Raw genomic sequence first — 25,143 nt, forward strand, 5'->3', positions numbered from 1 at the left:
TCACAGGGCCGTTTCTCGGATAAGTCTCAGCTCCGACGCGATTACCCGTTGCATGTCGCGCTGTGCGAGTACGCGCTGCCGGGCGTTGAGGGATTTTTCCTGGAACAGCCTTGGGTTGAAGAACAGCGTTTCTATCGCCTCGCTAAGTTCGGTAAAACTCTCGGCCGCACACAGGAAACCGCTGCTGTCATCGACAAATTCAGGAATTGCCCCGACCTGGCTGGTCACCGGCACCAGTCCCGAAGACATTGCCTCATCGCGGGAGACGCCCTGCGTATCCATTCGGCTGGGGCACAGGAATACCCCGTAGTCTTTGTGCAACCTGGCGATCTCGGCGCGGTTCAAATAGCGCCTTTCGATCTTTACGTTTCGGTACTGGCGCAGCGGGGCGAGGGTCTCTTCAAACAAAGGCCCATCGCCGACCATCAGGAACTCAAGCTCGTTGAACCAAGGTGTCTTGGCCAGCAGTTGGATGGCTTTCACGCTCAGGTCATTGGCGTAGGTGCGTGATACATAGGGGCGTATCGACAGGATTTTCCTGCGTTGCTCCAGGGTTTTTTCCTCGTAGGCAAACAAACCGGTATCGATGGGGTTGTGGATGATCCGGTATTGCCCTTGCGGCAGCTCAAACCCCAGGTCCTCCATGACTTCGTCGGCAAATTGACGGGACACGAACACCAACTGCAGGTTGGCAGGCATGGGCTGTAGCAAGCTGCGCCAGAAACCCAGGCGCTGGTCGCTGTCGAGCTTGGCCAGCTGCAACTGGTCTGCGTCGCCGTAGTTATAGGCGCGACGCCACCAGGGTTGGATCTCGGCACCGTGTACCCACACAATCACTTGGACAGAAGGCGCGAGCGCGCGTAGCACCTCCCACATCTGTGTGTCGAGGAAGTGCACCAGCACCGATTTATAGCTGCCTGAACGGAGCAGGCTCCTCAGGGCGGTATCGGGGCCGGTGGTCACATCGACATTTTCGAACTCGTGATAACTGAGTGGTTGATCGGGCCTCAAGCGGAACACGTCCACCATCAGTCCCTGTTCACGGTAGGCCGTTACGCGGGAGTGAATAAAGCCGTTGCGGTACAGGTCGTCATAGTCTGGGTAATGGTTACTCAGCAACAGGTGTTCAGCCTGTGCGAACAGCCTTGATGGCGGCGTATCGCGGCGTCCTTTGATCAGCGCCTTGATTATCGTATGGCCGCTGCCGTAGGCCCGCAGACCAAGGCGCAGGTAAGCCGTCTCGGGTGGAACGTCCCAGGTCTGGTTGCGATTGACCAATTGCATGACATGACTGATGCGCTGTTTTTGCGCATCCAGAAACAGCACCACCAATTGCAGGTGGAGGCCGGGTGTGGCTTCGAGCGCAAGCCTCATTGTGGCGCGGTTTTCCAGCGAATCGACGCTCCACTCTTGTCGGGCGTAGCAGTACTCATGTTTTCCATCCGCAAGGGATGCGCTGATGTGCCAGCTATCGCCCTCGACTCGCGCCTGCACGTGCGTGCTGCGTACCGGACCAAACAGCTCGGCCAGGGCCGCGCCGCTGAGCCTTGGGCTGGTGACAGGTGTTTTCACGGCGGGGATAGTTTCACTGCTGCGCTGTAGTTGTTGCCAGTCGATACCCGTATACAGGGCAAGGTCGTCCACCACGGCACAGACCTGTTGTTGATCACTGTGCGTGGCATTTTCACAATAGTTGAAGGCGTCAACCGCCAGCGATTGAGGGTGTGTGAAGGTGAGGGCCGCAAGATTTTCCACAACGTCACGGGCAGGCTGATCGTTGAGCGCACAGGTTTTGATGAGGGCGCGACGCGCCGCCATTGCAGGGACGCCGCGGTACGCCTGGTCGGGGTTTCTCAAGTGGATGCCTTGCTCATCCGCGGCGTAGTGAGCCTGCTTGCCTATCACCCAGGCCTGGCTGTAACGCGTGGCCAAGGCGAGGTCGAGCAGGTAATGGGGCCCGTAGTAATCCTCGGCGAGCAGGGCGCCGAACCAAGCCGCGCCATCGGCCAGTTCGCTCAGCGTCAGTTCGTCCAGCTGTTTGCGGTCGATCAGGTTCACGCGTGCATCAACGGTGGCAGACGCTCGTCCTACCACGTCGTGTTTCACCACATACAATTTGACGTGGGGGTAGCGTTGCCGTTGCAGGTGTTGTGTGAGAACGGCCAGTTGGGCGTCATCGGCCGCAGCGGCGAGCAGGCAAATGGACGGCAGCGGCACGTCCTGCACATGGCCTGTCGCCTTGCCCATCACATAGCTCAAGCGGTGCGCGTACGTGTGTTCCAACATCACCTTGCGCAATCCGGCTAACCGCCACTTGGCGTGCGTCGAGGGCGTGTCGAGCCTGCGTAGCACCTCCTCGCCGTGATCGGTACAAATCACCAGGTCGCCCAGCAGCAGGCGAAGGCCACGGGAGAAGTTGCTGATGGTCAGCGTGTTGGACCCCAGCAGTTCAAAGGTGCGGCGGGCAAACATGGATTGCGAGTGCTTGATCGAGTTGAGGTTGATTGCGTAACGGTAGCCTTTGTAGGCCATGTCCATGTTTGCCGCGCCCAGGGTGCCGATGATGCAGCCTCGATAGGCTGCCGGAAACTGGTAGTCAGCCTCCGGTTTACCCCAATTGCGGTCATAGATCTCCAGCGGTCGCCAGGCCGACAGTTTGCTGGCGAAGTGCGCCAGATCACGGCTGCGCTCGGGGTAACGCACATAGTAGGAGCCGGCGAAGCAGAGGGCATCCTTGCGTTCAAACAATTCAATCGGGTTGTGTACCGCAGGCTGGCAGGCGAAGGGCAACAGATAGACGCGCTCATGGGCCAGGGCGCTCTTGTAGCGGTGAATACAGTCGATGTCCGTGGTGAATACGACGTCGAACTGCTGGGCGGTGCTGAGGAATGTCTCGAAGTGCACGGGGTCTTCCTTGTTCCAGAACACCGTGGGCACTTGGTGTGTGCGGCACCATGCCAACGCGTCTCGCAGCGCCTGGCAGTTCTGCGCGATCTTGTGTTTCCAGCGGTCTTCCTTGCCGCACCAAGCGGACTCGACAAAGAGCAGGTCGGGTTGGAAGGCTTGCAGTTCGGCCACGGCCCGTTCCGGGCTCAGTTGCAACAGCTCGCTTTCGTAGCGGTAAGCCTCATAGCTGAAGGTATCCAACACGCAGGCAATCCTGAAAGGTTTGGCCCGGTTTTGGGCGTTGATCATCAGGTGGCTGCGCGCGTAATCGGCCCCTGCCAAGGGGCGGGGCGAGGGTGTGGACGGATGGTTGATCACATCCGGCAATGGGACCGGAATCGGCGGCATGTCTTGGTGCGTTCGAGCCTTTCGGTGTGCGCGGGCCTTGCGGTACAGCTTGAACAAGGCCGCTGGCAAATACAGAAGCCCACGCAGGGAGCTGACCCCCTGGCGTAACTGGTAACCCAACTGGTAGGTGGTGCTGGTACGTGTCTGGATCAACCGGGTTTCCAGTTGGTGGCACTTGGCGTGTGCCTGGCGCAGCTGTGCCTTGAGGACCTCCAATTGTGGGGGCTGGGATTCGGCAGGCGGTTGGTCGTCATTGATCTTCATTGGCCAATACCCCTGCGGCATCAATCACCACGGCGTTGTTAGGCAACGTGGGCATCGACCTGAACTGATGGTGCCCCACCAGCAACACGTGGATGTGCGCGCTGTCGCGGGCGCAGGCGATATCGGTCAATGAATGCCCAAGCAACTCGGCAGGCAAGGCATCGATATTCGGCTCTACCAGCAGCAGAGTGACCCTCAAGTCGATAGCCAACTGCCGGGCGATCGCGACTGATGGGCTTTCACGCAGATCATCGATGTCGGCTTTGAACGCCAAGCCATAACAGGCAATACGCAGGTTGTGCGCACACAGCCCTGGCTGCCTGAACAGAAGCGTGGCCACCGCCAGCTTGACTTGCTCGATCACCCATTGCGACTTGCGGTCATTGACCTCGCGAGCGGTACGAATCAAGTGTGCCCAGTCCGGGGTTTTACTGACGATGAACCAGGGGTCAACCGCAATACAGTGCCCGCCAACGCCAGGCCCCGGCTGCAGGATGTTCACGCGTGGATGATGGTTGGCCAGGCGGATCAGTTCCCAGGGATTGATGTTCAACTCTGCGCAGATCATCGACAGCTCATTGGCGAAGGCAATATTGACGTCGCGAAAACTGTTTTCAGCCAGCTTGCACATCTCTGCGGTGCGTGTGTCGGTGACGATGCATTCGCCTTCGACAAACTGCTGGTACAACTGCACGGCGGCAGCGGAGCAGGCAGGGGTCATTCCACCGATGATTCGATCATTGGTGATCAGCTCACGCAGCACATGACCGGGCAATACACGCTCAGGGCAGTGGGCGATACGGATGTCACTGCTGCCCCCATGAGTCGCTGGAAAGGTCAGGTCCGGGCGCGCGTGGGCCATCCACTGGGCCATCAATTCGGTGGTACCGACCGGAGACGTCGACTCCAGAACCACCAGGTCAGTTTTTTTCAACACCGGCGCAATGGCCCGGCAGGCCGCTTCGATACAGCTCAGGTCGGGCTCACGGTTTTCCATCAATGGCGTGGGCACGGCAATCAAGAATGCGTCGGCCGGTTCAGGCACGGTTGTCGCACGCAGAAAACCTCGGCTGACGACGCAATGAACCCGTTGCTCAAGCTGCGGCTCGACGATATGCACCTGGCCGCGGTTGATCATGGCCACCACGTTTGGGTTGATATCAACGCCGATCACTTGCCTTCCACGCGAGGCGAACGTTGCCGCTGTCGGCAGGCCAATGTACCCAAGGCCTACCACGCATAACCTCGAAAGACTCATGCTGCCGCCTCGTTTTTCTGCCAGATCGCCGCCAGTATTTCGCGGATGCGCCTACAGGTATTGCCGTCGCCATAGGGGCTATGGGTATTGCTCATGGTGCGGTAGGCGGTGTCATTGCCCAGCAGTTCCCTGAGGTGATGGGTGATCGAGGCGACCTCTGTGCCAATCAACTTGACTGTTCCGGCATCAATGGCTTCGGGGCGCTCGGTGGTGTCGCGCATCACCAGTACGGGCTTGCCCAGCGAGGGCGCTTCCTCCTGGATGCCGCCCGAGTCGGTGAGGATCAAATAGGAACGGGTCATCAAGTAAACAAACGGCAAGTAATCCTGCGGCTCGATCAAGTGCACATTCTTGATACCCGCCAATAGGCGCTGCACAGGTTCTTGGACGTTGGGGTTCAGGTGCACGGGATAAACAAAGGCTACCGTTGGAAAACACGCGGCGATCTCGGCCAGTGCCTGGCAAATACGCTCAAACCCGTCGCCAAAGTTCTCTCGGCGATGGCCGGTCACCAATACAATCCGCTGCCCCTGAGGCAGGAACGCAAACTGCCGGTCCAGTTGGGCGCGCAATGCTGATGGCGAGCTCGACAGTTTCTCGACAACGCTCAGTAACGCATCAATCACGGTGTTTCCCGTCACATGAATACAGGCGTCGGCGATGCCTTCATTGAGCAGGTTCTGTCGGGCGGTTTGCGTGGGCGCAAAATGGACTGACGCGAGGCTACCTGTCAGGCGCCGATTGCCTTCCTCGGGCCAAGGCGAATAGAGGTTGTTGCTACGCAGTCCTGCCTCGATATGGGCAATGGGTATTTGCTGGTAGTACGCGGCCAGGCTGGTGGCAAAAGTGGTCGCTGTATCGCCATGCACAAGGATCACATCCGGCTTGAAGTCTTCCAGCACGCTTTGCAGCCCCTGAATAATCGCTGTCGTCACATCCGTGAGGCTTTGACCGGCCTTCATGATGTTCAGGTCGTAGTCGGGGACCAGCGCAAACAATTCAAGGACTTGGTCCAGCATCTCCCGGTGCTGTGCCGTGACGCAGACTTTCGAAAGAAAGCGGTCGTCGTTCGCTAGATGGATAACCATCGGCGCCATTTTGATAGCTTCAGGCCGGGTGCCGAAAACGGACAGCGTTTTGATAGGCATAAAGGGTTTCTTGATTATGAGGAAGAAGCCGACACCTGAAACGCGGGTGCACAGTTGCCTTAAACGCAGGGCCATGCCCGTAAAGGCAGCGGCACCGCGTTATAGCGCTGGTTCAGGTAAGAAGGGGCGTGGGCAATTCTGCCCAAGGGGAGAACGGTCGGCTACTGACCGTTCGGATAGGTAGGGAAGGTTATGTAAAGGCGAGTAGGGTCAGCCGGCCAGCATCCACGTACATGCCGTTGGTGAAGTGATTGCAAAACGTATCTGCGGCTGGTTATAGTCCTCGCCTCTTCATCCCTTCACACAAGATCAGCCCATGCCAGCTTTCCAGCGCATAGCGGTAGTCGATTCAGCGGTCAACGCTGCGGTCGTGCCGTGCGGGGACAAGCAGCCTGCGCAGATCAGTCACTACCCCCCACCTGTCCGTAGCACGCCGGTGTACGCAGTCGTATCACCGCCGGGTGTTGGCATTTCGGGCTGATCAGCTGATTGCTGTTCCCGTTTGCCCGCCGGAAAAAAACCTACTGAGTTTCAGCGTTTGCTGAATCGGCTTTTTTGCCTGATGACAGGTGGTATCCATGTCTGTTCTTTCGAAACAATCCGTGGCCGCGGCGGCCTCGACGAGCCTGTTTGTATTGCTGTGGAGCAGCGGGGCGATCTTCTCCAAATGGGGCCTGGCCCACGCCTCACCTTTTGCATTCCTGTTGATCCGCTTCGCCATCGCCCTGGCGGGCCTGGTTGTGCTGGTACCGATCCTCAAACTGAAACTGCCGCGCCCCGGCAAGCCGATGCTGTACGCGGCGGCGACCGGGCTGGTGTTGTTGGGGGCCTACCAGATTTTTTATCTGCTGGCCCTGGACCTCAAGGTTACCCCCGGCATGATGGCGACCATCATGGGCGTGCAGCCGATCCTGACCGTGGTGCTGATGGAGCGCCAACGCTCGTTCAGCCGGCTGTTCGGCCTGGGCCTGGGCTTGGCGGGGCTGATCATGGTGGTGTACCAGGGCATTGGGGTGTCCGGCATGTCCCTGGCCGGGATGCTGTTTGGGCTGCTGGCGCTGGCGAGCATGACCTTCGGTTCGATCATGCAGAAACGCATCACCGACAACCCGTTGGGTACGCTGCCGGTGCAGTACTTGGCCGGGCTGTTGTTGTGTGCGGTGTTTGTGCCGTTCCAGCCGTTCCACGTTGAGCACGGCAGGGGCTTTTACTTGCCGGTGCTGTGGATGGGGCTAGTGGTTTCGGTGCTGGCGACGTTGTTGCTGTACCGCCTGATCGCCCGGGGCAACCTGGTGAATGTCACCAGCCTGTTCTACCTGGTGCCAGCGGTGACAGCGGTGATGGACTACCTGATCTTCGGCAACAAACTGGCGATGCTGAGCTTGCTGGGGATGGGGTTGATCATCATTGGGTTGGCTTTCGTGTTCCGTAAAGCCTAACGCTCGACTGTGGCTGTGGGCGGGCTTGTTGTGGTGAGCGGGGCAAGCCCGCTCACCACAACCACCGTCAGCGCTTCATGCAGCGCTGGTAGCGCTCATCCACCCGCTTGGCAAACCACGCCGTGGTGAGGTTGCGGGTGATCTTTGGACTCTTGAGCACGATGCCCGGCAGGATCGCCCGTGGCATCGGCTTGCCGGCGGCCGTATCGGCCAGGGCGAACACACGCTTGTAGAGGGTGGTCTCGTCAAAGTCCAACTGCTGGCCCTGCTCCAACTGGCTGCGGATGCTGGGGTTGCGCATATNACAACGGCTCATCCAGCAGCAACGCGCCCCACAGCACGCCAAATGGCGGGATCAAAAAGGTGGTCGTCATCGATTTCACCGGCCCGATGGCGGACAACAAGCGGAAGTACAGGACGTAGGCCAGCGCCGTACACACCAGCCCCAAGCCCAGCAGCGACAACCACACCTGCCCTCCACCCCAGCTGGCGGGCGGCTGGCTGATGGCGCTGTAGGCGAAAAGCGGCAGCAAAAACAAGGTGGCGCCGAGCATACTGCCCAGCGCGGAGAGACGGCTGTCCAGCCCGCCACGTTGGTCCAACCAACGCCGTGCGAGGAAACCGGCAAAGCCATAACAGGTGGTGGCCAACAGGCAAGCCAGCGCCCCCATCAACAGCTCCAGGTCAAACGCCACCGGCCCGGCGCGGGTCAGCACGCCCACGCCCAGCAGGCCCAGAAACACCCCGGCGACTTTCGAGGCGGTGAGACGCTCACTGAAGAACAGCCCGCCAATCAACACGCCCATCAGTGGCGTCGTCGCATTGAAAATCGCCGAGTAACCTGCCGGCAGCACCTGGGCCGCCACTGAGTACATAGTTGCCGGGATCCCGGAGTTGATCACCCCCAGCAGCAATACGGTCTTGAACTTGCCCTGGAAATCCCAGCTCACCCGCATCATTGCCAGGATCACCAGCAACCCGGCGGCGGCAATCGATACACGGAAAAACGCGGTCGGTATCGCGCCGATTTCCGGCGCGATAATGCGCATAAACAAAAAACTCGCGCCCCAAATGGCGGCGAGCCCCAGCAGGTAAAGGGTGTCGACAGGTCTCACAGAAAACTCCCACATCAATCAGGCGGCGAGTGTTACACGCCGCCTTCACTGATTACAGGACAAACCGTGTTACCAGCCCATTGAGGTCTACCGCCAAACGCGACAGCTCTTGGCTTGCCGCTGACGTCTGCGTCGCTCCGGCGGCGGTCTGGGTGGACAGGTCGCGAATATTCACCAGGCTGCGGTCCACTTCTCGCGCCACCAGGGCTTGCTGCTCGGCAGCGCTGGCGATCACCAGGTTGCGCTGGCTGATCTGCGAGATCGCCGCCGTGATTTTTTCCAGGGCGCTGCCGGCACTGTTGGCTCGTTGCAAGGTTTGCCCGGCATGCTCGGCGCTGCTGTTCAGGGCGTCGACGGTGCCCTGGGTGCCTTGTTGGATACCGTTGATCATCTGCTCGATTTCTTCGGTGGAGTCCTGGGTGCGCTGCGCCAGGGAGCGCACCTCGTCGGCCACCACCGCAAAGCCGCGCCCGGCCTCGCCCGCCCGCGCAGCTTCAATGGCTGCGTTGAGGGCCAGCAGGTTGGTTTGCCCGGCAATGCCACGGATCACTTCCAATACCTTGCTGATGTCCTGGGCCTGCACCGCGAGGCCTTCGGCTTTGTTCGAGGCGCCAAGCACTTCGTCCACCAGGTTCTGGATCGAGCTGATGGTTTCGCTGATCTGGTAGTGGCCGTGCTTGCTGTCTTCGTCTGAGGCCTTGGATGCTTCGGCGCTGGACACCGCATTGCCCGCCACTTCATCCACCGCCGCGCTCATCTGGTTTACGGCGGTGGCGGCCTGTTCGATTTCATCGTTCTGGGCTTGCAGGCCACGGGTGCTCTGTTCCATCACCGAACTCATCTCTTCGGCGGCAGACGCCAACTGCTGCGCCGACTCGCTGATGCCACGGATGGTGGATTGCAACTGCGCCTGCATGGTGGCCAGGGCCGTGAGCAACTGGGCCGGTTCGTCCTTGCCGCTGACGGCAATCGGCTGGCTGAGGTCGCCGGCGGCAATCGTGCGGGCCACGGTCAAGGCCTGGCTGATCGGCGCGGTGATGCTGCGGGTCAACAGCCAGGCCAGCAGCAGCGTTGCCAGCAAGGCTGCCGCGATAATCAGGCCGACCACCCATTGCGCGCTGGAGTAGGCCTGGGCAGCCGATTCGGCGGCCGCTTCCACGCCGTTCTGGTTGAACGTAATCAGCTCTTCGAGGCTCTTGTTGAGGACCACGCCTTGCGGCGCCAAACGGGTGTTGAGCAGGTCGATGGCGTCCTGCTGCTGGTCCTTGTCCACCAACGTCACCATCTGCCCGACGAGGGTGAGGTAAGTGTTTACGTTGCCCTTGAGCTGCTTGAGCAATTCGCGCTCGGCGTCGTTGCTCAGCAGGGTTTCGTGATGGTCGAGCAGGGTTTGCAGCTCGGTGCGCTGGCGGGTGATCAGGTTTTTACTGTTGTCGCGAATCCGTGATTCGTCGGTGGTCGCCATGCGCAGCGATTCCAGGCGGATGCTCGCGACATACGCCGCACTGTCGTGGATGTTCTCGATGCTTGGCATCCACGACTCTTCGATGATCAGCGCGCTTTCCCTTAGCTTGGCCATCTGGCCCAGACCAAACAGACCGACGATAACCAACAGGCTGGCCAATACCCCAAAACTCAGACCGGCACGCAGGCCGATCCTCATATTCCTCAATGACATCTCAATGCTCCTTGGGCGATTAAAACCTGTTCCCGGCTCGGTCTTTGGACCTTGTTAGGGTGGGAAAGGGCGCGCTATATATCAAAGTGCCATCAAGGTGGTAATCAGGGTTTCCCTTACGATGTATCAAGTCGGTTACATGGCCGAGGGGTCCAGTGACACGTGCGCTATTTCACCGTCAAAGCGCCAAGCCACGGCGTTGCAGGCGCGGCGATGAAATGTCGTGCGACTTTTTGGTGCAGTAGCTGACCGGATGGTCGAATTATGAAAGTTGAAAATAAATGTACGGAGTGTGTGAAGTTGTACAACGGGGTACCAAAAATCAGCCTTCTCCTGCCTTCCTACACTGGCTAAGCTCAGGTCTTCCAGATGCCCGTAGAGGTTTCCCGCATGTCCCAGCCCGCCCTCGCTATCGCCCAGATGATCCTCGATGGCTTCGACGATTACCGTGAGCACTTTCGCCAGATCACCGATGGCGCCCGCGAGCGCTTCGAAAAAGCCCAGTGGCAACAGGGCCAGGCGGCGTCGGCGGCACGGATCAATTTGTATGAAGAGAAGGTGGGCGAAGTCACCACCCGCTTGCGCACCAGCTTCGATGACGCCGCGTTGCTGGACATTGACCTGTGGCCCCTGGTGAAAAACGCCTACATCGGCCTGATTGACCTGCGTTTTGACGATGAACTGTCCGAGACTTGGTACAACTCGATCTTCTGTGGCCTGTTCAGCCATGACCTGATCAGCGACGGCTGCATGTTTATCCACACCACCCGACCCAGCCTGCGCCGGGCCCGGGCCGCGCAGACACGCACCTACACACCCGCCGGCAACATCCCGGCAATGCTCGCGCAGGTCTTCGCCGACTACCGTTTCAGCGAGCCTTACGCCGACCTCGAGGCTGATCTTCGGCGCCTTGAAGCCCAATTACGGGAGAACCTGCCAGATTGGGTCTGCAAAGACCCGGACCTCAAGGTCGAGCTGTTTTCCTCGGTGCTCTATCGTAATAAAGGCGCCTACCTTGTAGGACGCATCTACACCCAGGACGAACAATGGCCCCTGGTGATCCCGCTGTTGCACCGTGAAGGCCAGGGCATTCAGATCGACGCGTTGATCACCGACGAAGCCGATGTATCGATCATCTTCTCGTTCACCCGTTCCTACTTTATGGTGGATGTGCCGGTGCCGGCCGAATTCATCGGTTTTCTCAAGCGCATCCTGCCGGGCAAGCACATCGCCGAGCTGTACACCTCCATCGGTTTCTACAAGCACGGCAAGTCGGAGTTCTACCGTGCGTTGATCAACCACCTGGCCACCACCGATGATCAGTTCATCATGGCCCCCGGCGTGCGCGGCATGGTCATGAGCGTGTTCACCCTGCCGGGCTTCAACACCGTGTTCAAGATCATCAAGGACCGCTTTTCGCCGTCGAAAAACGTTAACCGCGCCACGGTGATCGAGAAGTACCGGCTGGTGAAAAGTGTCGACCGGGTAGGGCGCATGGCCGACACCCAGGAGTTCGCCGACTTCCGCTTCCCCTTGAGCAAGTTCGAACCCGACTGCCTGGCCGAACTGCTGGAAGTGGCCGCCGGCACCGTCGAAGTCGAAGGCGACAGCGTGCTGATCCGCCACTGCTGGACCGAGCGGCGCATGACCCCGCTCAACCTCTACCTGGACAATGCCAACGACGCCCAAGTGCGCGAAGCACTTGAGGACTACGGCCTGGCCATCAAGCAACTGGCGGCGGCGAATATCTTCCCTGGCGATATGCTGCTGAAAAACTTCGGCGTCACCCGCCACGGTCGCGTGGTGTTCTACGACTACGACGAGATCTGCTTTCTCACCGAGGCCAACTTCCGCCACATCCCCGCGCCGCGTACCCCCGAGGACGAAATGGCCAGCGAGCCCTGGTACTCCATCGGCCCACTGGATGTGTTCCCCGAGGAGTTCCCGCCGTTCCTGTTTGCCGATGCAGGCCAACGCAAGTTGTTTGATCAACTGCACGGCGAGTTGTACAACGCCGACTACTGGAAAGGCCTGCAGGAGGCGATTCGTTCCGGCAAGGTCATCGATGTATTCCCCTACCGGCGAAAGGACCGCGATAACGAATGAGGGGCGCGCGGGTGGGCGGTTTTCTGCGACAATCCGCCCCCTGCATAAATAGACGACCCTTGCGTACCCGATGACCGACCAAGCGCCCACGATCGACCAACTGCTCAAAACCCTCGACCACGCCATGCTCGCTGACCGCCACCGCTTGCGTCGGCAGTTGCTTGAGCTGCGCAAGAAACCCGACGAGGACAAGTTGGCGCAGTGGGTTGCGCGCATGCAGGCCTCCTGCGCCCAGGTCACGGCGCGGCGCGCCAGCCTGCCGGTCATCCGTTATGACGACAGCCTGCCAATTGCCGCCAAGCGCGATGAAATCAAAGCGGCGTTGAACAAGCACCAAGTGTTGATCATCGCCGGCGAGACCGGTTCAGGTAAGACCACCCAGTTGCCGAAAATCTGCCTGGAAATCGGTCGCGGCCAGTTCGGCCTGATCGGCCACACCCAGCCACGCCGAATCGCAGCGCGCAGCGTGGCCAGCCGGGTGGCGGAAGAGTTAGCCACGCCATTGGGCGCGCTGGTGGGCTATCAGGTGCGCTTTGAAGACCAGAGCGATTCCAACACCCTGATCAAGCTGATGACCGACGGCATCCTGCTGGCGGAAACCCAGAACGACCGCTACCTGGAACGCTACGACACGATCATCGTCGACGAGGCCCACGAGCGCAGCCTGAACATCGACTTCCTGCTGGGCTACCTGAAAACCCTGCTGCCCCGTCGCCCGGACCTGAAAGTCATCATCACCTCGGCGACCATCGACCTGGAGCGCTTCTCCAAGCACTTCGACGATGCGCCGATTGTCGAAGTCTCGGGCCGTACTTTTCCGGTGGACACCTGGTATCGGCCGCTGACCCTGGAACAGGACGAGGAGGGCAACCGGGTCGAGGACGACCTCACGGTGGACCAGGCGATTCTCGCCACCCTCGATGAAATCGCCGCCTACGAGCGCAGCGAGCGCCGCAGCCCAGGCGACGTGCTGGTGTTCCTGCCCGGCGAACGCGAGATTCGCGACGCCGCCGACATGCTGCGCAAGGCCCAGCTCAAGCACACTGAAATCCTGCCGCTGTATGCGCGCCTGTCACCGGCCGAACAGCAGCGGATTTTCCAGTCCCACCCGGGCCGGCGCGTAGTGCTGGCCACCAACGTCGCGGAAACCTCGCTGACGGTGCCGGGCATTCGCTATGTGATCGACAGCGGCACCGCACGTATCAGCCGCTACAGCTACCGCGCCAAGGTACAGCGCCTGCCCATCGAGGCGATTTCCCAGGCCAGCGCCAACCAGCGTAAAGGCCGTTGCGGCCGGGTAGAGCCGGGCATCTGCATCCGCTTGTACAGCGAAGAAGACTTTATTGGCCGCCCGGAATTTACCGACCCGGAAATCCTGCGTACCAACCTTGCCGCCGTGATCTTGCAGATGCTGCACCTGCGCCTCGGCGAAATCACCGACTTCCCGTTTATCGAACCGCCGGATGGCAAGGCCATCAGCGACGGTTTCAACCTGCTGCAAGAACTCTCAGCGGTGGACCGCAACAGCCAGCTCACGCCGTTGGGCCGCCAATTGGCGCGCCTGCCGGTGGACCCGCGCATGGGCCGCATGCTGTTGGAAGCGGCCAAGCTCGGCAGTTTGCAGGAAGTGCTGATCGTGGCCAGTGCCATGTCGATCCAGGATCCGCGCGAGCGCCCGCCGGAGCGCCAACAGGCCGCCGACCAGGCCCACGCCCAGTGGAAAGACCCGGATTCGGACTTCGCCGGGCTGGTTAATTTGTGGCGTGGTTTTGAAGAACAGCGCCAGGCATTGACCGCCAGCCCGCTGCGCAACTGGTGCCGCAAGAACTTCCTCAACTACCTGCGCCTGCGCGAGTGGCGCGATTCCCATCGGCAATTGAGCCTGATCTGCCGCGATATGCAGCTGACCGTCAACAAAGAGCCGGCGGATTTCCCGAAACTGCACAAGGCGGTGCTGTCCGGGCTGCTCAGCCAAATCGGCCAAAAAACCGAAGACGGCGATTACCTCGGTGCACGCCAGCGACGCTTCTGGATTCACCCCTCATCGGGCATCGGCAAAAAGCGCCCGCAATGGCTGATGACCGCAGAATTGGTGGAAACCACCAAGCTGTATGCGCGCATGGTGGCCAAGATCGACGCCGACTGGATCGAACCGCTGGCGGGGCACTTGATCAAGAAAAACCACTTCGAACCGCATTGGGAGAAGAAGCGCGGCCAAGTGGTGGCGTTTGAACAGATCACCCTGTTCGGGTTGATTGTGGTGGGGCGCCGCCCGGTGCATTACGGGCCGGTCGACCCGGTGGTGTCCCGCGAGTTGTTTATCCGCGAAGGCCTGGTGCGGGGAGAGATTCAATCCCGCGCCAAGTGCCTCACCGCCAACCAGCAACTGCTGGAGCAACTCGACGAACTGGAGGCCAAGGCGCGCCGTCGCGACATCCTGGCCGACGAAGAAACCCTGTACGCCTTCTACGATGCGCGGCTGCCGGCCGAGATCCACCAGACCGCGACCTTCGACAGTTGGTACAAGATCAACAGCCAGAAAGACCCGCAGCTGCTGATCATGCGCGAAGAAGACGTGCTGGCCCGCGAGGCCAGCGAAGTCACCGCCGCGCATTACCCAGACACCCTGCACCTGGGCGACCTGGAACTGGCGTTGAGTTACCACTTCGAACCCAACCATCCCCGTGACGGCGTGACCCTGCGCGTACCGGCGCCGCTGCTGCCGGCCCTGCCGCCGGAACGCCTGGAATGGCTGGTGCCGGGGGTGATCGAAGCCAAGTGCATCGCCCTGGTGCGCAACCTGCCCAAGGCATTGCGCAAAAACTTCGTGCCGGTGCCGGACTTCGTCAAGGCCGCGTTGCAACGTATGGAATTCGGCCAAGGCTCGCTGCCTCAAGCTTTGGGCCGCGAATTGCTGCGCATGACCGGTGCCCGCGTGAGCGATGAAGCCTGGGCCGAGGCCGCGCAGCAGGTGGAAAACCATCTGAAGATGAACCTGGAAGTGGTCGACGGCCAGGGCAAGTTCCTCGGCGAAGGCCGCGACCTGGCCGAACTGACCGCGCGTTTTGCACAAGCCAGCCAGGCTGCCTTGGCCGTGCCGCAAACCGCGAAAAGCCAGCAACCGGTGGAGGCCAAGGTGTTTGCGGCGGTGGCCGAGAAGACCCAACAGAAGATCGCTGGCCTGTCGATGACGGTGTATCCGGCGCTGGTGGAAGAAAACGGCACGGTCAAGGAAGGGCGGTTCTCCACCGCCGCCGAGGCTGAGTTCCAGCACCGCCGCGCCTTGCAGCGCTTGCTGATGCAGCAATTGGCGGAGCCGGCGAAATTCCTGCGTGGCAAACTGCCGGGCCTGACTGAACTGGGGCTGATGTACCGCGAATTGGGCCGTATCGACGCGTTGGTAGAAGACATCTTGTTGGCCAGCCTCGACACCTGTGTGCTGGAGGGTGAAGCCAGCCTGCCACGTGACGGCGCTGGTTTGGCCGCGTTGGCCGAGCGCAAGCGTGGCAGCTGGACCGAACACGCCGAACGTCTGGCGCGCCTGACCCTGGAAGTGCTGAAGCTTTGGCATGGCCTGCAAAAGCGCTTCAAGGGCAAGATCGACCTGGCCCAGGCGGTGGCTTTGAACGATATCAAGCTGCAATTGAGCCATTTGGTGTATCCCGGTTTTGTCCGCGAAACGCCGGCGCAATGGTTCAAGGAACTGCCGCGTTACCTCAAGGCCATCGAACTGCGCCTGGAGAAACTGCCCAGCCAGGTGCAAAAGGACCGAGTGTGGAGCGGCGAACTCAGCGGGCTGTGGGCGCAATACGAGAACCGCCTGAAAAAACACGCCCAGGAAGGCAAGCGCGATCCTCAGTTGGAGCTTTACCGCTGGTGGCTGGAGGAATACCGCGTGTCGTTGTTTGCCCAGCAGTTGGGCACCAAGGTGCCGATTTCTGACAAGCGCCTGAGCAAACAGTGGAGCCAGGTCGAAGCCTGAAGGCCAAAACAGCTCCAATGTGTCTGTGGGAGCATGGTACTTGTCTGGGATATAGCGCCAAATTCCGAGGGTTGTGGCAAACTTCGCGCCTATAAATGCCGGGATCGTCGTTACAGGCTGGCTGTTGCAGCCACGGCGCGATGGAATAAAGCGTTGCCAGTTTGATGTCCGCCGGGCGGAATCGGACTACTTACAGTTTGGTACGAAGGTACCAATAATCCCTGCCTGACAGATTTAGAGGAACGACCGTGCATAACGTCGTGATCAGCGGCACCGGCCTGTACACCCCGGCCAACAGCATCTCCAACGAAGAGCTGGTGCAGTCTTTCAATACCTACGTCCAGCAATTCAACACCGACAACGCCGCCGCCATCGAGCGCGGCGAGGTGCAGGCGCTGACTGAATCCAGCGCAGCCTTCATCGAAAAAGCCTCGGGCATCAAGAGCCGCTTCGTGATGGACAAGGACGGTATCCTCGACCCACAGCGCATGGCCCCGCGCCTGCCTGAGCGCAGCAACGACGAATGGTCGGTGCTCTGCCAGATGGCCGTCGGCGCTGCCGAACAAGCCCTGCAACGCGCCGGCAAGACCGCTGCCGATATCGACGGCGTGATCGTCGCGTGTTCCAACCTGCAACGCGCCTACCCAGCCATCGCCATCGAAGTCCAGGAAGCCCTGGGTATAGAAGGGTTCGGCTTTGACATGAACGTGGCGTGCTCCTCGGCCACCTTCGGCATCCAGAATGCGGCCAACAGCATCGCCCTGGGCCAGGCCCGGGCAATCCTGATGGTCAACCCGGAAGTCTGCACCGGCCACCTGAATTTCCGTGACCGCGACAGCCACTTCATCTTTGGCGATGCAGCCACGGCTGTGGTGCTGGAGCGCGAAGACCTTGCGACCTCCGAGCATCAGTTCGACGTCGTTAGCACCAAGCTGCTGACCAAGTTCTCCAATAACATCCGCAACAACTTCGGCTTCCTCAACCGCGCAGCGGAAGAGGGCATCGGCGCGCCAGACAAACTGTTCGTACAGGAAGGCCGCAAGGTGTTCCGTGACGTGTGCCCGATGGTGGCCGAGTTGATCGGCGTGCACCTGGCCGAAAACCAGCTGAACGTGGCCGATGTGAAACGCTTCTGGCTGCACCAGGCCAACCTGAGCATGAACCACCTGATCGTGAAGAAACTGCTGGGCCGCGAAGCCACGGTGGAAGAAGCACCGGTGATCCTCGACACTTACGCCAACACCAGCTCGGCGGGTTCGGTGATTGCGTTCCACAAATACCAGGATGATCTGCCCAAGGGTTCCGTTGCGGTGCTCAGCTCGTTCGGCGCGGGTTATTCGATCGGCAGCGTGATTCTGCGCAAGCGCTGATAGCTGGGTCGTACGCGGTCAAAAATGTGGGAGCGGGCTTGCTCGCGAAAGCGGTGGGTCATAGAAAAATGTGCAGGCTGACACACCGCCTTCGCGAGCAAGCCCGCTCCCACATTGAATTGCATTCTCAAGGTGAAATTGAGGTAGACCATGGCAGCAGCCGACGACGCGCACTTGCTTGAGCGCCTGCTCAAGGGTGAGCAGCGGGCCTACAAGGAGTTGGTCACCACGTATCAGAGCGCCATGCGTGCGGTGGCCTATGCGATTGTCGGCCAGCGTCATGCCGACGAAATCGTCCAGGACGCCTGGCTGTCGGTGGTGCGTAACCTTTCAAAATTCGAAGGGCGCTCCAGTCTCAAGACCTGGCTGCTGACCATCACGGCCAACGCTGCCAAGGGCCGCTACAAGCAGAACCGCCGCGAAGTACTGCTCGATGACCTGCCTTCACCCCATGGCACTATCGGTGACGATCGCTTCACCCCGGACGATGGCCACTGGGCCGTCGCCCCTTATGCCTGGCACCAAGACACCCCCGAAGCCTTGCTGACCGAAGATGAACTGCGCGACTGCCTGGAGCATACCCTGCTGAGCCTGTCGGAAATGCAAAGCAGCGTGCTGGTACTGCGTGAACGCCAGGGCCTGGAGTTGGAAGAGATCTGTAATCTCCTGGCACTGTCACTCTCCAATGTCCGTGTGCTGTTGCATCGAGCACGGCTTAAAGTCTTCGCCACGGTGGAGCATTTTGAGGAAACGGGCGAATGTTGACCTGTAAAGAACAAGTGGCACGTTCCAGTGACTTTCTCGATGGGCAGTTGACCTTTCGCGAACGCCTGCTGGTGCGTCATCACTTGATGTTTTGCCCGAACTGCCGACGCTTTATCCGCCAGATGCGCCTGATGCAGGCCACGCTGAAGATAATGCCGGATGAGCCGGTGGAGGGCGTGGATACCTTGGCCCAGCGGTTGGCTGACGAGCGGCTCAAGGATCAGAAAGGCGGGGAGTAAACAGGCCTGCGTGGCGGGATCGGACGGATGATGGGGACCGGTCCAGCCACGTAAGACTGTTGCAGCGACCTCGGGCCGTCCTGGCCCAAGGCTTTTACACAAACATTTAGAACTTGGCTTCGGCGTCCAGCTGCAGGGTGTTGACCTTCGCATCCCGGTAGTTAGGCGCGCTGGAGTAATCGGCCTTGGTCAGGAAGTAAGTGGCGCCGATGGCGAAGTTTTTGTCGATGTCGTAACCGACCTTGAATTTGTGACCACGTGAACCGGTGACACCGCCGGCGAAGTCCGAGTCGGTGAAGCCACCCACCACGGCATAACGCTGAATGTCGCGATAGTTGTAGTCCAGGTTCAAGCCAAACACTTTGGACTTGGCGCCCACCAGCCAGGCAGTGTCCTTGTCGCTGTCAGTGGCTTTGGTGTTTTGCACGTATTGACCGTAGAACGACAACGGTACAGCCAGGCCGCCGACATCGACTTGGCTGAAGCCTTCGTACAAGCGGTACTCGCTGGCATTGCCGGCGACGGTGTTGAGGACGGTTTCCTGTGGCGTCAGGCAAGCCACGGAGCCCGCTGTCGGGCAACGGCTGTCTTCGTCATTCTGGAAGGCGTACATGCTGCCGCCCACGGTGACTTTGAGGTTGTCGGTCACGGAGAAGCGAGCGCCCAACTGGCCAGCGTTCATGCGCAGGTCGTTGCGAAATTGCACGCCTTCGCCGTTGACGTTGTCCTTGAGGCTGTAGGTACCGGCGCTGCCGAACAGCTCGGCGCTGCTACCCAATGGGTATTTGTAGGTCAGGGCCAGGCCTTCCGGGTTCACGTCGGTGTCCCAGATTACATCGCCCATGCTGACCCACGGTTGCAGCATCTTGCCGCCGATTACGTGCAGGTTCTTGATCTGGTCCGGGTGGTAGTCGATGTAGCCCAGGTCCAGCCACAGTGCTTTCTTGACGAAGTAGCCGTCCAGATCCACGTTGGTGGAACGCGGGTCTTCGCTGCTGCCGGTGGCGATACGGATACCGCTGTCCACTTGGGAGTTGATTTCGGTGAAGGCACCCAGACGGGCACGCAGGCGCTGACGATCCTTGTCCTTGCCACCGTTGTTTGGCGAACCTTCAACCTTGACGGTCTCCTGACGAACCCGCACGTCACCCTTGAACTGAGTCTTGGCGGCCCACGCCAGTTTCTGGTCGAAGGTGCTCAGCTCGTTGGTTTTCTTCGCGGTGGCCGCGATCTGTTCGTTGGTCTCTTGTTGAGCTTGGCGTGCGATCTGCTTTTCTTTCTGGTCATTGGCCAGTTCAGCTTGCAGTTCGGTGTACTGCGCCGGGGTGATCTGGCCGTTGGCCTTGAGCATGTCGAGCAACTTGGCGTCGACTGCAGCGCCGGCCGGAACGCTGAGGGCCAGTAACAGGCCGCCGCACAGGATCGCCGCAGTTTTAGTGGAAGCAAGACGCATATCAATCTCCGAAGGTGAGGAGGGATGGCAAACCATCCAGGACACAACCGACCGATGGCGGACGGAAAAATAACCACCTGCTAGAACCAGGCGCTCTAAAAACAGGCGTCAGTATCACGATCGTTTATGACGGCGCAGTGGCTAAGTGATGTCATCTAGATGACAAATTATTTAGGATTGGAACTATTGGTTTAGAGCCTTGTCACGTGATTCGAGGGTGTATCAGGGCCGTCGATAGGCGATACTCGCGAAGCTTTCACGCCCCTGAGCAATGAGGATGCCGATGCCGCTGCAACGTCTGATCAGCCTGTCCGAAATCGCCCCGCAAACCTGGGATGCACTGGTGCCGGACGCCCAGCCGTTCGTGCGGCATGCGTTCCTGAGTGCGCTGGAGGACAGTGGCAGCGTGGGCCCGCACTCGGGTTGGCAACCGGAGCATCTGTTGCACTGGGAGGGCGAGCGACTGGTGGCGGCACTGCCCAGCTATCGCAAGTGGCATTCCTATGGTGAGTACGTGTTCGATCATGGCTGGGCCGACGCCTGCGAGCGGGCCGGCATTGAGTACTACCCCAAGCTGTTGACGGCGGTGCCGTTCAGCCCTGTGAGTGGCCCGCGGTTGTTGGCTGCGAGTGCCGAAGACGGTTTCGAACTGCTCAAAAGCCTGCCGGGCTACCTGGAAATCGAAGGGCTCTCCAGTGCCCATATCAACTTCACCGATGAACTGGCCGATACGGCCTTGGCCCAACAACCGGGCTGGCTGCAACGCCTGGGCTGCCAGTTTCATTGGCAGAACCGGGGCTATCGCGACTTTCAGGACTTCCTCGACGCCCTCAGCTCACGCAAGCGCAAGCAGATGCGCAAAGAGCGCGAACAAGTGGCGGGCCAGGGCATCGACTTCGAGTGGTTGCAAGGCCATGAACTGAGCGAGGCGCAGTGGGATTTTGTCTACGCCTGCTATGCCAATACCTACGCGGTGCGCCGCCAATCGCCCTACCTGACCCGCGCGTTTTTCAGCCTGCTGGCCGAACGCATGCCCGAGGCCATCCGCGTGGTGCTGGCCAAGCAAGGCACGCGGCCGGTGGCGATGGCGTTCAGCTTGATCGGTGGCGACAGCTTCTACGGTCGTTACTGGGGCTGCCTGGCAGAGTTCGACCGCCTGCATTTTGAGACCTGTTTCTACCAAGGCATGGACTACGCCATCGCCCACGGCTTGCAACGCTTCGACGCCGGCGCCCAGGGCGAGCACAAATTGATTCGCGGGTTTGAGCCGGTGATCACGCGGTCATGGCACTACTTGCGCCACCCAGGGTTGAAGAATGCCGTAGAGGATTTCCTGGCGCGTGAGCGGGTGGGGATTGTGGCGTATGCCGAAGAGGCGCGGACGGCGTTGCCGTATCGGCAGGGCTGAACCGCTGGTCTGGCGGTGCTTTCAAAAAAGGATCAAATCACTATCCTGTATGTACAAAAGTACATACAGGATGTGCCATGGTTTTTGAGTGGGATGAATCCAAGAATAAAGCGAACATCGCCAAGCACGGCATCGATTTTAATGACGTCCCCGATATCTTTCGGCATCCAATGCTGGCCTTACGCGATGATCGAGCAGATTATGGCGAAGAGCGTTGGGTTGGTATTGGCTGGATAAAATTGTTAGTGGGTGTAGTCGTATACACCGAACGCCGAGGTGATGTGGTCCGTATCATTTCCGCCCGAAAAGCAACCAAGAAGGAGGCCAAATACTATGACGCAAACATCGAAAACTGATTGGGAGCGCTTGGCCAAGATGAATGATGAAGAGATCGATACCAGCGATATTCCTGAGCTGGACGCCGAGTTTTTCCGTCGTGCCGAACTGCGTGTTCCGGTAAAGCAGGCCGTCACGATTCGACTCGATGCCGATGTGCTGGAATGGTTTAAAGGCCAAGGCACTGGCTACCAGACTCGGATTAATCAGCTATTGCGTCAGTACATGCAGGCGCATCAGGGCTGAGTTAAACACCAAAGGGTTCAACCCTACCTCTTCGACAGGGCTGAACCCGCTTTGCCTCAGCCCGGTGGCTCCTTGCCCAACCATTTGTAAGTGAAGCCACCGATCACCGCACCCAGGATCGGCGCAAGCCAGAACATCCACAATTGCTGGATCGCCCACCCGCCGACGATCAAGGCCGGGCCTGTACTGCGGGCCGGGTTGACCGAGGTGTTGGTGACGGGGATGGAGATCAGGTGGATCAATGTCAGCGCCAGGCCAATGGCGCACGGGGCAACGCCCTTCGGCACGCGGCGATCAGTGGCGCCGAGGATGATCACGACGAACATTGCCGTCATCACCAGCTCGCACACGAACCCCGCCGCCATCGAATAACCACCTGGCGAATGCTCACCATATCCGTTGGACGCCAGCCCCGACGCCAGTTCGAACCCCGGCTTGCCGCTGGCAATGAAGTACAACAGCGCAGCGGCGATCGTGCCGCCGACGACCTGCGCCACGATATAGGCCGGTAACTCCTTGGCCGGAAACCTACCGCCCACCACCAGCCCTACCGATACCGCCGGGTTGAGGTGACAGCCGCTGATATGCCCGATGGCCACGGCCATGGTCAGCACCGTGAGCCCGAATGCCAGCGCCACCCCCAATAACCCGATCCCGACTGCGGGAAACGCTGCGGCCAACACCGCACTCCCGCAACCGCCCAACACCAGCCAAAACGTTCCTAACCCCTCTGTGATTGAACGCTTGAACAAAGACATGCAACACGTCCTTGATAGATCGCTCTACCGAATCAGTAAATCAGTGATGCTCCCTGCAGATTTACTTCAGCGCCCGTCTGGGCACTGCTGTGAGTACAGCACGGTTGTGGCGCAAATCCAGTGGCCGAATGTGGGAGAGGCTCAATCAAATGTGGGAGCGGGCTTGCCCGCGAATGCGGTGTATCAGTCGCCAGACGCATTGACTGACACTCCGCTATCGCGGGCAAGCCCGCTCCCACATTTTGAACTGTGTTTGAGCTGTAGATTATTAGTCGATGCCGACAAACCCCCCGGTCTGGTGCTGCCACAGCCGCGCGTACAACCCACCATGGGCGAGCAACTCGGCATGGCTGCCACTTTCGGCAATCTGGCCTTTCTCCAGCACCACCAGGCGGTCCATCCGCGCNCAAACCCCCCGGTCTGGTGCTGCCACAGCCGCGCGTACAACCCACCATGGGCGAGCAACTCGGCATGGCTGCCACTTTCGGCAATCTGGCCTTTCTCCAGCACCACCAGGCGGTCCATCCGCGCAATGGTCGACAATCGGTGCGCAATCGCGATCACGGTCTTGCCCTGCATCAGGGTTTCCAGGCTTTCCTGGATCGCCGCTTCCACTTCCGAATCCAGGGCCGAGGTGGCTTCGTCCATGATCAGGATCGGCGCGTCCTTGAGCAGTACGCGGGCAATGGCGATGCGCTGGCGCTGCCCGCCGGAGAGTTTCACCCCGCGTTCACCCACGTGAGCGTCCAGCCCGGTGCGGCCTTCGGCGTCCGACAGCAACGGGATGAACTCATCGGCACGGGCCTTGTGCACGGCGGCCCAGAGTTCTTCGTCGGTGGCGTCCGGCTTGCCGTACAGCAGGTTGTCGCGAATCGAGCGGTGCAGCAGGGAAGTATCCTGGGTGATCATGCCGATCTGTTCGCGCAGGGTTTCCTGGGCTACATCGGCGATGTTTTGGCCGTCGATCAGGATGCGCCCGCCTTGCAGGTCATACAGGCGCAGCAGCAGGTTGACCAGGGTGGACTTGCCCGCGCCAGAGGGGCCGATCAGGCCGATCTTTTCCCCGGCCTTGATCGTAAGGTTCAGCCCGCCAATGATTCCGCTCTTTTTGCCGTAGTGGAAATCCACCTGCTCAAAGCGCACTTCGCCATGGGGCACGTTCAGGCGCGGGGCGTTTTCACGGTCGATTACCGCCAGGGGCTGGGCGATGGTTTTCAGGCCGTCCTGCACCATGCCGATGTTTTCGAAAATGCCGTTGACCACCCACATGATCCAGCCGGACATGTTGACGATGCGGATCACCAAACCGGTGGCCAGGGCAATTGCGCCCACCGAAATCATCGATTGGGTCCACAGCCACAACGCCAGGCCCGTGGTGGTGACGATCAGCAGGCCGTTCATGCTGGTGATCACGATGTCCATGCTGGTGACCACACGGCTGGCCAACTGGGTTTTTTCGGTTTGCTCGATGATCGCTTCCTTGGCGTACTGCTGCTCATACTGGGTATGGGCGAACAGCTTCAAGGTGGTGATGTTGGTGTAGCCATCGACGATGCGCCCCATCAACTTGGAGCGCGCCTCGGAGGAGATCACCGAGCGCTCCTTCACCCGTGGCACGAAGTAACGCAGGGCCAGGCTGTAGCAGATGATCCAGGTCACCAGCGGGATCATCAGACGCCAGTCGGCCTCGGCAAACAGCACCAGGGAACTGATGGCGTAGATCGCCACGTGCCAGATCGCATCCACCGCCGCCACGGCGGAGTCGCGCAGGGAGTTGCCGGTTTGCATGATGCGCTGGGCAATGCGCCCGGCGAAGTCATTCTGGAAGAAGTTGAGGCTCTGCTTGAGCACATAGCTGTGGTTCTGCCAGCGGATCAGGCTGGTCATGCCGGGGCTGATGGTCTGGTGCACCAGCAGGTCGTGCAGGGCACCGAAGATCGGGCGCAGCAACAGGGCGACCACCGCCATCCAGATCAGCTCGGTGCTGTGTACCTGGAAGAAGTTGGCGGGCGGCGTGCCTTGGGCCAGGTCGATGATGCGGCTCAGGTAGCTGAACAGCGCCACTTCGATCAGCGCGCCGATCAGGCCCACCACCAGCAACGCGGCAAAATGCGGCCACACCTGGCGCAGGTAGTAGAGGTAGAAGGGCAGGACTTTGTCGGGCGGGGCGGCGCTTGGGGCGTCGCGGAAGATATCGATCAGTTGTTCAAAACGACGATAGAGCATTAGGTATGACGCCCGCAGGGCGGGCTCTCCTTTCAAATACGCGCGGCGCCTTGTGGGC

General features: G+C 60.1%; 16 protein-coding genes and 3 pseudogenes. 9 read left to right on the top strand and 10 right to left on the bottom strand.

From position 1 onward, the window contains the following. From ACLD1Y_RS20985 to wecB, 3 genes are read right to left on the bottom strand one after another with little or no spacing between them, the layout of a single operon-like run. Positions 1 to 3,558 carry a glycosyltransferase gene (locus tag ACLD1Y_RS20985; protein WP_429479718.1) on the bottom strand — a complete coding sequence of 1,186 codons (3,558 nt, stop codon included), beginning with the start codon at positions 3,556 to 3,558 and terminating at the stop codon, positions 1 to 3. Further along, positions 3,545 to 4,816 carry a UDP-N-acetyl-D-mannosamine dehydrogenase gene (gene wecC / locus ACLD1Y_RS20990; RefSeq protein WP_429479719.1) on the bottom strand — a complete coding sequence of 424 codons (1,272 nt, stop codon included), beginning with the start codon at positions 4,814 to 4,816 and terminating at the stop codon, positions 3,545 to 3,547. The genes ACLD1Y_RS20985 and wecC overlap by 14 nt, the downstream gene beginning before the upstream one ends. Then, positions 4,813 to 5,964: a non-hydrolyzing UDP-N-acetylglucosamine 2-epimerase gene (gene wecB, locus ACLD1Y_RS20995; protein WP_429479757.1), complete on the bottom strand. Its 1,152-nt coding sequence runs from the start codon at positions 5,962 to 5,964 to the stop codon at positions 4,813 to 4,815. Before wecB ends, wecC begins: the two co-directional genes overlap by 4 nt. A gap of 578 nt (positions 5,965 to 6,542) precedes the next feature. Here wecB and ACLD1Y_RS21000 point away from each other — a divergent pair. Beyond that, positions 6,543 to 7,403 carry a DMT family transporter gene (locus tag ACLD1Y_RS21000; protein WP_429479720.1) on the top strand — a complete coding sequence of 287 codons (861 nt, stop codon included), beginning with the start codon at positions 6,543 to 6,545 and terminating at the stop codon, positions 7,401 to 7,403. A 67-nt stretch (positions 7,404 to 7,470) separates the two neighbouring features. On the opposite strand, the pseudogene ACLD1Y_RS21005 reads toward ACLD1Y_RS21000, so the two are convergent. The 3 genes and pseudogenes from ACLD1Y_RS21005 to ACLD1Y_RS21015 form a co-directional block, all read right to left on the bottom strand. After that, a pseudogene (locus tag ACLD1Y_RS21005) lies at positions 7,471 to 7,716 on the bottom strand (DUF1615 family protein); the annotation flags it as partial. Further along, the gene (locus tag ACLD1Y_RS21010) at positions 7,649 to 8,518 is read right to left on the bottom strand and encodes a DMT family transporter (RefSeq protein ID WP_429479721.1); all 870 of its coding nucleotides are present in this window, start codon (positions 8,516 to 8,518) and stop codon (positions 7,649 to 7,651) included. The gene ACLD1Y_RS21010 and the pseudogene ACLD1Y_RS21005, both read right to left, overlap by 68 nt. Positions 8,519 to 8,570: 52 nt before the next feature. Then, positions 8,571 to 10,196: a methyl-accepting chemotaxis protein gene (locus tag ACLD1Y_RS21015; RefSeq protein ID WP_429479722.1), complete on the bottom strand. Its 1,626-nt coding sequence runs from the start codon at positions 10,194 to 10,196 to the stop codon at positions 8,571 to 8,573. Positions 10,197 to 10,586: 390 nt separating this feature from the next. On the opposite strand from ACLD1Y_RS21015, the gene aceK reads away from it, so the two are divergent. The 5 genes from aceK (at position 10,587) to ACLD1Y_RS21040 (ending at position 18,658) form a co-directional block, all read left to right on the top strand. Beyond that, positions 10,587 to 12,302 carry a bifunctional isocitrate dehydrogenase kinase/phosphatase gene (gene aceK, locus ACLD1Y_RS21020; protein WP_429479723.1) on the top strand — a complete coding sequence of 572 codons (1,716 nt, stop codon included), beginning with the start codon at positions 10,587 to 10,589 and terminating at the stop codon, positions 12,300 to 12,302. A 70-nt stretch (positions 12,303 to 12,372) separates the two neighbouring features. Further along, complete coding sequence (hrpA, locus tag ACLD1Y_RS21025; RefSeq protein WP_429479725.1) at positions 12,373 to 16,284, top strand: ATP-dependent RNA helicase HrpA; 3,912 nt, start codon at positions 12,373 to 12,375, stop codon at positions 16,282 to 16,284. A gap of 248 nt (positions 16,285 to 16,532) precedes the next feature. After that, positions 16,533 to 17,654, top strand: coding sequence for a beta-ketoacyl-ACP synthase III (locus tag ACLD1Y_RS21030; RefSeq protein ID WP_429479726.1), 1,122 nt, complete (start codon positions 16,533 to 16,535; stop codon positions 17,652 to 17,654). Positions 17,655 to 17,804: 150 nt separating this feature from the next. Continuing rightward, positions 17,805 to 18,419 carry an RNA polymerase sigma factor gene (locus ACLD1Y_RS21035; RefSeq protein WP_429479727.1) on the top strand — a complete coding sequence of 205 codons (615 nt, stop codon included), beginning with the start codon at positions 17,805 to 17,807 and terminating at the stop codon, positions 18,417 to 18,419. Next, on the top strand, positions 18,413 to 18,658 hold the full coding sequence (locus ACLD1Y_RS21040; RefSeq protein WP_429479728.1) for an anti-sigma factor family protein: 246 nt from the start codon (positions 18,413 to 18,415) through the stop codon (positions 18,656 to 18,658). Before ACLD1Y_RS21035 ends, ACLD1Y_RS21040 begins: the two co-directional genes overlap by 7 nt. A 106-nt stretch (positions 18,659 to 18,764) precedes the next feature. On the opposite strand, the gene ACLD1Y_RS21045 is transcribed toward ACLD1Y_RS21040, so the two are convergent. Further along, a complete protein-coding gene (locus tag ACLD1Y_RS21045; RefSeq protein WP_429479729.1) occupies positions 18,765 to 20,111 on the bottom strand; it encodes a putative porin in 1,347 nt (448 codons plus the stop codon). 283 nt (positions 20,112 to 20,394) lie between these two features. On the opposite strand from ACLD1Y_RS21045, the gene ACLD1Y_RS21050 reads away from it, so the two are divergent. The 3 genes from ACLD1Y_RS21050 (at position 20,395) to ACLD1Y_RS21060 (ending at position 22,101) form a co-directional block, all read left to right on the top strand. Beyond that, positions 20,395 to 21,519, top strand: a complete 1,125-nt coding sequence (locus tag ACLD1Y_RS21050; protein WP_429479730.1) for a GNAT family N-acetyltransferase — start codon at positions 20,395 to 20,397, stop codon at positions 21,517 to 21,519. A 77-nt stretch (positions 21,520 to 21,596) separates the two neighbouring features. After that, complete coding sequence (locus tag ACLD1Y_RS21055) at positions 21,597 to 21,875, top strand: BrnT family toxin (RefSeq protein WP_429479731.1); 279 nt, start codon at positions 21,597 to 21,599, stop codon at positions 21,873 to 21,875. Next, positions 21,853 to 22,101, top strand: coding sequence for a BrnA antitoxin family protein (locus ACLD1Y_RS21060; protein WP_176996272.1), 249 nt, complete (start codon positions 21,853 to 21,855; stop codon positions 22,099 to 22,101). The genes ACLD1Y_RS21055 and ACLD1Y_RS21060 overlap by 23 nt, the downstream gene beginning before the upstream one ends. A gap of 56 nt (positions 22,102 to 22,157) precedes the next feature. Here ACLD1Y_RS21060 and aqpZ read toward each other — a convergent pair whose 3' ends face one another. The 3 genes and pseudogenes from aqpZ to ACLD1Y_RS21075 all read right to left on the bottom strand — a co-directional run. After that, positions 22,158 to 22,859, bottom strand: a complete 702-nt coding sequence (gene aqpZ / locus ACLD1Y_RS21065) for an aquaporin Z (RefSeq protein WP_429479732.1) — start codon at positions 22,857 to 22,859, stop codon at positions 22,158 to 22,160. A 268-nt stretch (positions 22,860 to 23,127) separates the two neighbouring features. Beyond that, positions 23,128 to 23,265, bottom strand: a pseudogene (locus ACLD1Y_RS21070) (hypothetical protein); the annotation flags it as partial. Positions 23,266 to 23,267: 2 nt separating this feature from the next. Then, a pseudogene (locus tag ACLD1Y_RS21075) lies at positions 23,268 to 25,085 on the bottom strand (ABC transporter ATP-binding protein); the annotation flags it as partial. Between the last annotated feature and the right edge of the window lie 58 nt (positions 25,086 to 25,143).

It is taken from the genome of Pseudomonas sp. 18175, from assembly GCF_050432925.1.
GTDB lineage: Bacteria > Pseudomonadota > Gammaproteobacteria > Pseudomonadales > Pseudomonadaceae > Aquipseudomonas.

Excerpts from the sequence above, each read along its gene's own strand:
- ACLD1Y_RS21035 (WP_429479727.1), top strand. The coding sequence starts at position 17,805 with ATGGCAGCAGCCGACGACGCGCACTTGCTTGAGCGCCTGCTCAAGGGT.
- hrpA (WP_429479725.1), top strand. The coding sequence starts at position 12,373 with ATGACCGACCAAGCGCCCACGATCGACCAACTGCTCAAAACCCTCGAC.
- ACLD1Y_RS21000 (WP_429479720.1), top strand. The coding sequence starts at position 6,543 with ATGTCTGTTCTTTCGAAACAATCCGTGGCCGCGGCGGCCTCGACGAGC.
- ACLD1Y_RS21040 (WP_429479728.1), top strand. The coding sequence starts at position 18,413 with ATGTTGACCTGTAAAGAACAAGTGGCACGTTCCAGTGACTTTCTCGAT.
- ACLD1Y_RS21015 (WP_429479722.1), bottom strand. The coding sequence starts at position 10,196 with ATGTCATTGAGGAATATGAGGATCGGCCTGCGTGCCGGTCTGAGTTTT.
- ACLD1Y_RS20985 (WP_429479718.1), bottom strand. The coding sequence starts at position 3,558 with ATGAAGATCAATGACGACCAACCGCCTGCCGAATCCCAGCCCCCACAA.
- ACLD1Y_RS21045 (WP_429479729.1), bottom strand. The coding sequence starts at position 20,111 with ATGCGTCTTGCTTCCACTAAAACTGCGGCGATCCTGTGCGGCGGCCTG.
- aqpZ (WP_429479732.1), bottom strand. The coding sequence starts at position 22,859 with ATGTCTTTGTTCAAGCGTTCAATCACAGAGGGGTTAGGAACGTTTTGG.
- wecC (WP_429479719.1), bottom strand. The coding sequence starts at position 4,816 with ATGAGTCTTTCGAGGTTATGCGTGGTAGGCCTTGGGTACATTGGCCTG.
- ACLD1Y_RS21050 (WP_429479730.1), top strand. The coding sequence starts at position 20,395 with ATGCCGCTGCAACGTCTGATCAGCCTGTCCGAAATCGCCCCGCAAACC.
- wecB (WP_429479757.1), bottom strand. The coding sequence starts at position 5,964 with ATGCCTATCAAAACGCTGTCCGTTTTCGGCACCCGGCCTGAAGCTATC.
- aceK (WP_429479723.1), top strand. The coding sequence starts at position 10,587 with ATGTCCCAGCCCGCCCTCGCTATCGCCCAGATGATCCTCGATGGCTTC.
- ACLD1Y_RS21060 (WP_176996272.1), top strand. The coding sequence starts at position 21,853 with ATGACGCAAACATCGAAAACTGATTGGGAGCGCTTGGCCAAGATGAAT.
- ACLD1Y_RS21055 (WP_429479731.1), top strand. The coding sequence starts at position 21,597 with ATGGTTTTTGAGTGGGATGAATCCAAGAATAAAGCGAACATCGCCAAG.